The 8438-nt window shown below is 36.5% G+C and carries 6 protein-coding genes and 1 rRNA gene; 6 read left to right on the forward strand and 1 reads right to left on the reverse strand.

The window, feature by feature from the left end:
• Positions 1-176 precede the first annotated feature (176 nt).
• The 6 genes from Q0L65_RS02275 to secA all read left to right on the forward strand — a co-directional run bounded on the left by Q0L65_RS02275 (position 177) and on the right by secA (position 7845).
• On the forward strand, positions 177-2039 hold the full coding sequence (locus tag Q0L65_RS02275) for an ABC-F family ATP-binding cassette domain-containing protein (RefSeq protein ID WP_296682939.1): 1863 nt from the start codon (positions 177-179) through the stop codon (positions 2037-2039).
• 12 nt (positions 2040-2051) lie between these two features.
• On the forward strand, positions 2052-2603 hold the full coding sequence (locus tag Q0L65_RS02280) for a hypothetical protein (RefSeq protein WP_296682942.1): 552 nt from the start codon (positions 2052-2054) through the stop codon (positions 2601-2603).
• A 108-nt stretch (positions 2604-2711) separates the two neighbouring features.
• The gene (locus Q0L65_RS02285) at positions 2712-3398 is read left to right on the forward strand and encodes an ABC transporter ATP-binding protein (RefSeq protein WP_296682945.1); all 687 of its coding nucleotides are present in this window, start codon (positions 2712-2714) and stop codon (positions 3396-3398) included.
• A 14-nt stretch (positions 3399-3412) separates the two neighbouring features.
• The gene (locus Q0L65_RS02290; protein WP_296682948.1) at positions 3413-3982 is read left to right on the forward strand and encodes a cob(I)yrinic acid a,c-diamide adenosyltransferase; all 570 of its coding nucleotides are present in this window, start codon (positions 3413-3415) and stop codon (positions 3980-3982) included.
• Positions 3983-4130: 148 nt separating this feature from the next.
• Positions 4131-4352 (forward strand): DUF2795 domain-containing protein, encoded by a 222-nt coding sequence (locus tag Q0L65_RS02295; RefSeq protein ID WP_007138072.1) that lies wholly within the window; start codon positions 4131-4133, stop codon positions 4350-4352.
• 88 nt (positions 4353-4440) lie between these two features.
• The gene (secA, locus tag Q0L65_RS02300; RefSeq protein ID WP_296682951.1) at positions 4441-7845 is read left to right on the forward strand and encodes a preprotein translocase subunit SecA; all 3405 of its coding nucleotides are present in this window, start codon (positions 4441-4443) and stop codon (positions 7843-7845) included.
• A 481-nt stretch (positions 7846-8326) separates the two neighbouring features.
• On the opposite strand, the gene rrf is transcribed toward secA, so the two are convergent.
• Positions 8327-8436: ribosomal RNA gene (gene rrf / locus Q0L65_RS02305) — 5S ribosomal RNA — on the reverse strand.
• Positions 8437-8438: the final 2 nt, after the last annotated feature.

Here is an 8438-nt window from a genome sequence, read left to right on the forward strand (position 1 = left end):
TCTTAACGTAAAAGGTGATTTTGATTTTCTGATTGCAAAATTAGGAAATATTTTTAGTTTAAGGTACGATTAAATCAAATAAACACACTTTTCAAAACAGCTATTATTGTAGCGAAAAACAAATCAAAAATCATTGTTTCATTTCAAAAGAGTACTTTTGCAAAAAAATTACACTTGTGAATTATTTATCAGTCGAAAATATCTCTAAATCTTTTGGAGAACGCACTCTTTTTGAAAACATTTCTTTTGGTATCAACAAAGACCAAAAAATTGCTTTTATTGCCAAAAACGGTTCTGGAAAAACCTGTATTATGAAAATAATCAATGGCGAAGACGAACCCGATTCTGGACAAGTCGTGTTACGAAAAGAAATCAAAATGGCGTTTTTGTCACAAGACCATAATTTGCAAGACGAGTTGACCATTGAGGAAAGTATTTTCGCTTCGGATAACGAAATTTTGAAAGTAATTGAACAATACGAAAAAGCCTTAGAACATCCAGAAGACGAAGAAGCCTATCAAAAAGCGTTCGATAAAATGGATCAATTTAATGCCTGGGATTTTGAAACCCAATACAAGCAAATTTTATTCAAGCTAAAATTAGAAGACTTCAAACTAAAAGTAAAGAATCTTTCGGGAGGGCAAAAAAAGCGTTTATCGTTAGCTATCATTCTAATCAATCGTCCCGATTTATTGATTCTCGACGAGCCAACCAATCATTTGGATTTAGAAATGATTGAATGGTTAGAAAGCTATTTTACCAAAGAAAACATTACCTTATTTATGGTGACGCACGACCGTTTCTTTTTGGAGCGTGTTTGCAACGAAATCATTGAATTGGACAATGGAAAATTATACCAATACAAAGGAAATTACTCCTATTATTTAGAGAAAAAAGAAGAACGTATCGCTTCTGAAAATGCCAGTGTAGACAAAGCGCAAAATCTATTTGTAAAAGAATTGGAATGGATGCGCCGTCAACCAAAAGCAAGAACTACCAAATCAAAATCCCGTCAAGATGATTTTTACATCATCAAAGAAAAAGCGCAAAACCGACGCCGAGAAAACAAAGTAGAACTCGAAATCAATATGGAGCGCATGGGTAGTAAGATTATCGAACTACACAAAATCTCAAAAAAATTCAAAGACCATGTCATTTTAGATAATTTTAGTTTTGATTTTCAACGTGGCGAACGCATCGGAATCATTGGTAAAAACGGAACTGGGAAATCCACTTTTCTGAATCTATTGACAGGCACGTTGCCTTTGGATAGTGGAAAAGTAATTAAAGGCGACACCATCAAAATAGGCTATTATACCCAAAGCGGAATCAATCCAAAACCGGGGCAGAAAGTAATTGACATCATCAAGGAATATGGCGAATACATTCCGCTAGCAAAAGGGAAAATTATTTCGGCGGGACAACTGTTAGAACGCTTCCTTTTTGACCGAAAAAAGCAACACGATTATGTAGAAAAATTGAGCGGTGGCGAATTAAAACGTTTGTATTTATGTACCGTTTTGATTCAAAATCCGAACTTTTTGATTTTGGACGAACCTACCAACGACTTGGACATTGTTACTTTAAATGTCTTAGAAAGCTTCCTTTTAGACTATCCTGGTTGTTTGATGGTAGTTTCTCACGACAGGTATTTTATGGACAAAATTGTGGACCATTTATTTGTATTTAGAGGCGATGGTGTTATCGAGGATTTTCCAGGTAACTACTCCGATTTTAGAGCGTATGAAGACAGCGCGGATGTAGCTCAAAAAGAAGAAAACAAAGCAGAGAAAAAAGATTGGAAACAAAATAATCCAACCGGTAATTTGAGCTTTAACGAGCAAAAAGAATATCAAAAAATCGAGAAAGAAATCAAAGAGTTAGAAATTCAAAAAGCGACCATCGAACAGTTATTTTCTGACGGAAAAGTAGCCGATGCTGACATTGAGAAAAAAGCAAAAGATTTAGAAGAAATCATCCAAAAAATAGAAACAAAAGAAGAACGTTGGTTTGAACTTTCTGCCAAAATAGAATCGTAATAATCACAAAAAATGATATTCCGCATCCAATCGTATTTACAATTCCTTTGGCACTCCAAAAACGAACATGGAGTCCACTCCCCTTTTGTATTTCTTTTGTTGACGCAAGGTTTGTACAACAAAAAAATACGATTGACTGCAAATGATTTATCAAATCAGAACGAACGGGTTTCAAAAAAACAGCAGTTACTTTATAAAATCATTCGTTATTTTGAACCAAAATCTATTTTGACTATTGGTGCAAACCCATTTGAAAAAGAAATCATTGCATTAGGAAATCCAAAAGCAACCATTGATATTGATATTGCTATTTACAACTGCATTTATATCCATTCGCAACTATTTCCTTCCATAACCGATACAACTATTGAGCAATTGCTAAACACAACGGAAAACGATAGTTTTTGGATTGTAGAAAACATTCATTCTAATGCAGCTACAGAAACACTTTGGGAAAAACTAAAACAAAATCCAAAAGTAACCGTAACCATTGACACCTATCATTTTGGATTGGTCTTTTTTAGAAAAGAACAAGTCGAAGAGCATTTTATTCTTCGAGCTTAATTTCTATATAGTGTAACAAAATTCATTTTACCACTACTTATGGATTTATTCAAAAGTCTTTCGTACTTTTAAATCCGAATTCAACGAATTTTAATTCCAATAGCAACAATGGCAAATCCATTAATCAAAATAACCAACATCAAACGCGATTTTGTTCTCGGTAACGAAATTGTTTATGTTTTAAAAGGCATTGATTTACAAATCAATAAAGGAGAATATGTAGCGTTAATGGGACCTTCTGGTTCCGGAAAATCAACCTTAATGAATCTTTTAGGTTGTTTGGACACGCCTACTTCTGGAACCTATATTTTGAATGGAAAAGATGTGAGTCAAATGAAAGACGATGAATTGGCCGAAATTCGCAACAAAGAAATCGGTTTTGTTTTTCAAACCTTCAACCTTTTGCCAAGAACAACTGCTTTGGATAACGTAGCCTTACCGATGATTTATGCAGGATATTCCAAATCCGAAAGAAACGAAAGAGCTACCGAAGTATTGAAACAAGTCAATCTTGCGGACCGAATGGACCACCAACCCAACCAACTTTCAGGAGGCCAAAGACAACGTGTAGCCGTAGCAAGAGCTTTGGTTAACAAGCCCTCAATCATTTTGGCTGATGAGCCAACCGGAAATTTAGATAGTAAAACGTCTGTAGAAATTATGAAATTGTTTAGCGATATTCACGCCAGTGGCAATACCGTTATTTTGGTTACTCACGAAGAAGAAATTGCTGCTTATGCTAATCGCGTTATTCGTTTGAGAGACGGATTAATTGAAAGCGACACCTCTAAATAAACTGCAATAACTCGATGAAGATATACACTAAAACAGGAGATGGAGGGATTACAGCTCTTTTTGGAGGGAAAAAAGTTCCAAAAGATCACGACAGAATTGAAAGCTACGGAACTGTTGATGAGTTAAATTCCTACATTGGTTTGATTAGAGACCAAGATATTCATTCGCATTACAAAACCATTCTTATTGAAGTACAAGACCGACTGTTTACGGTGGGCGCTATGCTTGCTACTCCACCAGAAAAAGAATTGTTGAAAAACGGAGAGCCTCGCTTGAAAAAATTAGGCATCATTGATTCAGATATTGAATTTTTAGAAAAAGAAATTGACAGTATGGAAGAATCGCTTCCGCCAATGACGCATTTTGTATTGCCTGGCGGACATACTTCTGTGTCATATTGTCATATTGCACGATGTGTTTGCCGTAGAGCCGAACGTCTTGCGGTACATTTAAGTCATAACGAACCCGTTTCTGAAATTGCAATCCAATATTTGAACCGACTTTCTGACTACCTTTTTGTATTGGCACGAAAGTTGTCTAAAGATTTAAACGCCGAGGAAATACAATGGATTCCGAGAAAGTAAGCCCTTATTTTCTTTTCCTTTTTTTCGGTAAAAATGAAATTATAAAACAGATAAAAAAACGTTCTTAACTTTTAATAAAAATAAATCATTTTTTACTTGCCTTTTTCAGTAAAAAATTTATTTTTGCACTAAACTAAATCGACAAAAGATGTATTGGACATTAGAATTAGCATCTTATTTAAGTGATGCGCCGTGGCCTGCTAACAAAGACGAACTTATTGACTACGCTATTAGAGCAGGAGCTCCATTAGAAGTAGTAGAAAACCTTCAATCTATCGAAGATGAAGGCGAGATATATGAATCAATGGAAGAAATTTGGCCAGATTATCCTACAGACGAAGATTACCTTTGGAATGAGGATGAATATTAAAAAATAAACCAAAGAAAAAGTCTCAAAAGAGGCTTTTTTTTTGGTTAAATTAGACATTTACACAAAATATAGCAATACAAATACAATTATGAGTTTCATCAATAGCATTATTAAAATTTTTGTCGGTGATAAATCACAAAATGACGTTAAGGCATTACAACCATACCTTACTAAAATCAAAGGATTCGAGAGTAGCTTAATGGCATTGTCTAATGACGAATTAAGAGCGCGTACGGTTTATTTCAAAGAAAAAATCAAACAAGCACGCGCTGAAAAAGATGCTAAAATTGCATCCTTACAACAAGAAGTAGAAACTATTGAAGATATCGACAAAAGAGAAGATATCTACGTGGCTATTGATGCTTTAGAAAAAGAAGCTTACGATATTTCGGAGAAAACTTTAATGGAAATTTTGCCGGAAGCTTTTGCAGTAGTAAAAGAAACAGCAAGACGTTTCAAAGAAAATACTCAAATTGAAGTAACCGCTACTCCAAAAGACAGAGAATTCTCTGCTACAAAAACCTACGTTACCTTAGAGGGTGAGAAAGCCATTTGGGCTAATTCATGGAATGCTGCGGGTAAACAAATTACTTGGGACATGATTCATTATGACGTTCAGTTAATTGGTGGAATGGTATTGCACGAAGGAAAAGTAGCCGAAATGCAAACTGGAGAAGGAAAAACCTTGGTAGCTACCCTTCCTATTTACTTAAATGCTTTAACTGGAAACGGAGTACACCTGGTAACTGTGAATGATTACTTGGCCAAACGTGATAGTACTTGGAAAGCACCTTTGTTTGAATTCCACGGTTTAACAGTAGAATGTATTGACAATTACCAACCAAGTTCAGAAGAAAGAAAAAGAGCGTATGACGCCGATATCACTTATGGAACCAATAATGAGTTCGGTTTTGACTACCTAAGAGATAATATGGCACATTCGCCAGAAGATTTAGTGCAACGCAAACACAACTACGCCATTGTCGATGAGGTGGATTCTGTTTTGATCGATGATGCCAGAACACCATTGATTATTTCTGGACCGGTTCCGCAAGGAGATCGCCATGAATTCAACGAGTTAAAACCAAAAATTGAAAATTTAGTTAACTTACAACGTCAATTAGCGAATGGTTTCTTGGCAGAAGCCAAAAAATTAATCAAAGAAGGTAACACCAAAGACGGAGGATTCCAATTGTTAAGAGCCTACAGAAGTTTACCTAAAAACAAAGCTTTAATCAAGTTTTTATCAGAAGAAGGAGTAAAACAATTGCTTCAAAAGACAGAAAACCAATACATGCAAGACAACAAACGCGAAATGCATTTGGTGGACGAAGCCTTGTACTTTGTGATTGAGGAAAAAAACAATCAAGTGGAATTAACAGATAACGGAATCCAATTCTTATCCGGAGATACTGATTCTGATTTCTTCGTTTTACCAGACATTGGAACTGAGATTGCCGCTATCGAAAAACAAAAATTAGAAGCGGATGCAGAAGCGGAAGCCAAAGAACGTTTGTTCCAAGATTTCGGAGTAAAAAGCGAGCGTATCCATACGTTAACTCAGCTTTTAAAAGCCTACACTTTATTCGAAAAAGATGTTGAGTACGTTATTATGGATAACAAAATCCTGATTGTCGATGAGCAAACAGGTCGTATTATGGATGGTCGCCGTTATTCTGACGGATTGCACCAAGCCATTGAAGCTAAAGAAAATGTAAAAATTGAAGCGGCAACGCAAACCTTTGCTACCGTTACTTTACAAAACTACTTCAGAATGTACAACAAGCTGGGAGGTATGACCGGAACAGCCGTTACTGAAGCAGGCGAACTTTGGCAAATTTACAAATTAGACGTAGTCGAAATTCCAACTAATAGAGGAATTGCAAGAATCGATAAAGATGATTTCATCTACAAAACGACTCGTGAAAAATTCAATGCCGTTATCGAAGATGTAACCGAATTATCAAAAGCAGGAAGACCCGTTTTAATTGGAACTACTTCTGTTGAAATCTCGGAATTATTGAGCCGAATGTTGAAAATGAGAGGTATCAACCACAATGTGTTGAATGCTAAGATGCACAAACAAGAAGCACAAATCGTTGAAGAAGCAGGTAAACCAGGTGTAGTAACTATTGCTACCAATATGGCGGGTCGTGGAACGGATATTAAATTATCTCCCGAAGTAAAAGCGGCTGGAGGTTTAGCTATCGTTGGAACAGAGCGTCACGATTCACGTCGTGTAGACCGTCAGTTACGAGGTCGTGCAGGACGTCAAGGAGACCCTGGAAGTTCTCAATTCTACGTTTCGCTAGAAGACAACCTAATGCGTTTGTTTGGTTCAGAAAGAGTAGCCAAAGTAATGGACAGAATGGGATTGCAAGAAGGAGAAGTAATTCAACATTCAATGATGACCAAATCCATTGAACGTGCACAGAAAAAAGTAGAAGAAAACAACTTTGGAGTGCGTAAACGTTTGTTAGAATATGATGATGTGATGAATGCACAACGTGAAGTAGTGTACAAACGTCGTCGTCATGCCTTGTTTGGAGAGCGTCTAAAACTAGACATCGCGAATATGATGTATGACACTTGCGAACTAATTGTGTCAGCAAACAAAGCCGTTAATGACTTCAAAAACTTTGAATTTGAATTAATTCGTTATTTCTCGATTACTTCACCAGTAACCGAAGCCGAGTTTGCGAAATTATCCGAAATGGAATTGACGGGTAAAATTTACAAAGCCACTTTAGAATTCTATACCGAAAAAACAGAACGAAGTGCCAGAGAAGCCTTCCCTATCATTAAAGGAGTATACGAAGACAAAAACAATCAGTTTGAGCGTATCGTAGTGCCTTTTACTGACGGAATCAAAACCTTGAACGTAGTGACTGACTTGAAGAAAGCCTACGAAACCCAAGGAGCGCAATTAGTAGCTGATTTTGAAAAAAACATCACCTTGTCTATTGTAGATGAAGCTTGGAAAAAACACTTACGTAAAATGGACGAATTGAAACAATCGGTTCAATTGGCCGTTCACGAACAAAAAGATCCGTTGCTAATCTACAAATTAGAGGCCTTCAACTTGTTCAGAGCGATGTTAGACAATGTCAATAAAGAAGTGATTTCGTTTTTATTCAAAGGCGATTTACCGGCACAACAAAATGCGCCTAAGATTGAAGAAGCCAAAGAAATTCGTCAAAAAGAAAACTATAAATTAAGCAAAGACGAAATTGCTTCGCCTATTCGGTCTTCGACCTCGGGTCCAAACAGCGAAAGTTTAAACCATGAAGCAGGTGGCTCGAGCTTTAGCGAACAGGCGAAGCAAACGCAACAACGTCAAGTAACCGAAACCATCGTTAGAGACATGCCTAAAATCAATCGTAACGATACCGTAACGATTCAGGAAGTAGCTACTGGAAAAACAGAAACCATGAAGTACAAAAAAGCCGAAAGCTTAGTATCTTCAGGCCAATGGGTCATTGTGAATGACTAAAATAGTTATACTAGACAATAAATACAAAATCCTCAATTACTGCTAATTGAGGATTTTGTATTTATTATTTTTGGTAGCAGCTATTTTACTTGCTAAACACTAGTTGTCCCGCTATCCGCTTTATCTTTTTAGGCTTCCAGCCTTTAAAAGGCTGGAAGCCTAAAAAGGATGTCGCTATTATCGGGGCTAGAATAGACTTTTATTTTCTAAACTAAAATTTGCATATCAAACAAATTTTCCTCTGCTAGTACGAGCATCTTGCTCGTGCTTTAATTAACTTAAATTACTCTGCAAAACTATAATCTCGTCCCTACGGGACTTCTCTATATCATTCATGAATATTCTACCAAAATTCAACTCCTAGCGGAGTTAATTAAAAATTGAAAAAGGATTACTAAATAGTAATCCTCTTTTCAATCCCATAGGGATGGCATATTGGTAACAAAAAACCCTTCATCGAATGATGAAGGGTTTTTCAAAAGAAAGGCGACGACATACTCTCCCACATAACTGCAGTACCATCTGCGCAGGCGGGCTTAACTACTCTGTTCGGGATGGGAAGAGGTGAGCCCCGCCGCAATAACCACCTTAAG

Source organism: Flavobacterium sp., assembly GCF_024642105.1.
Classification (GTDB): domain Bacteria; phylum Bacteroidota; class Bacteroidia; order Flavobacteriales; family Flavobacteriaceae; genus Flavobacterium.

Excerpts from the sequence above, each read along its gene's own strand:
- Q0L65_RS02290 (WP_296682948.1), top strand. The coding sequence starts at position 3,413 with ATGAAGATATACACTAAAACAGGAGATGGAGGGATTACAGCTCTTTTT.
- Q0L65_RS02280 (WP_296682942.1), top strand. The coding sequence starts at position 2,052 with ATGATATTCCGCATCCAATCGTATTTACAATTCCTTTGGCACTCCAAA.
- secA (WP_296682951.1), top strand. The coding sequence starts at position 4,441 with ATGAGTTTCATCAATAGCATTATTAAAATTTTTGTCGGTGATAAATCA.
- Q0L65_RS02285 (WP_296682945.1), top strand. The coding sequence starts at position 2,712 with ATGGCAAATCCATTAATCAAAATAACCAACATCAAACGCGATTTTGTT.
- Q0L65_RS02295 (WP_007138072.1), top strand. The coding sequence starts at position 4,131 with ATGTATTGGACATTAGAATTAGCATCTTATTTAAGTGATGCGCCGTGG.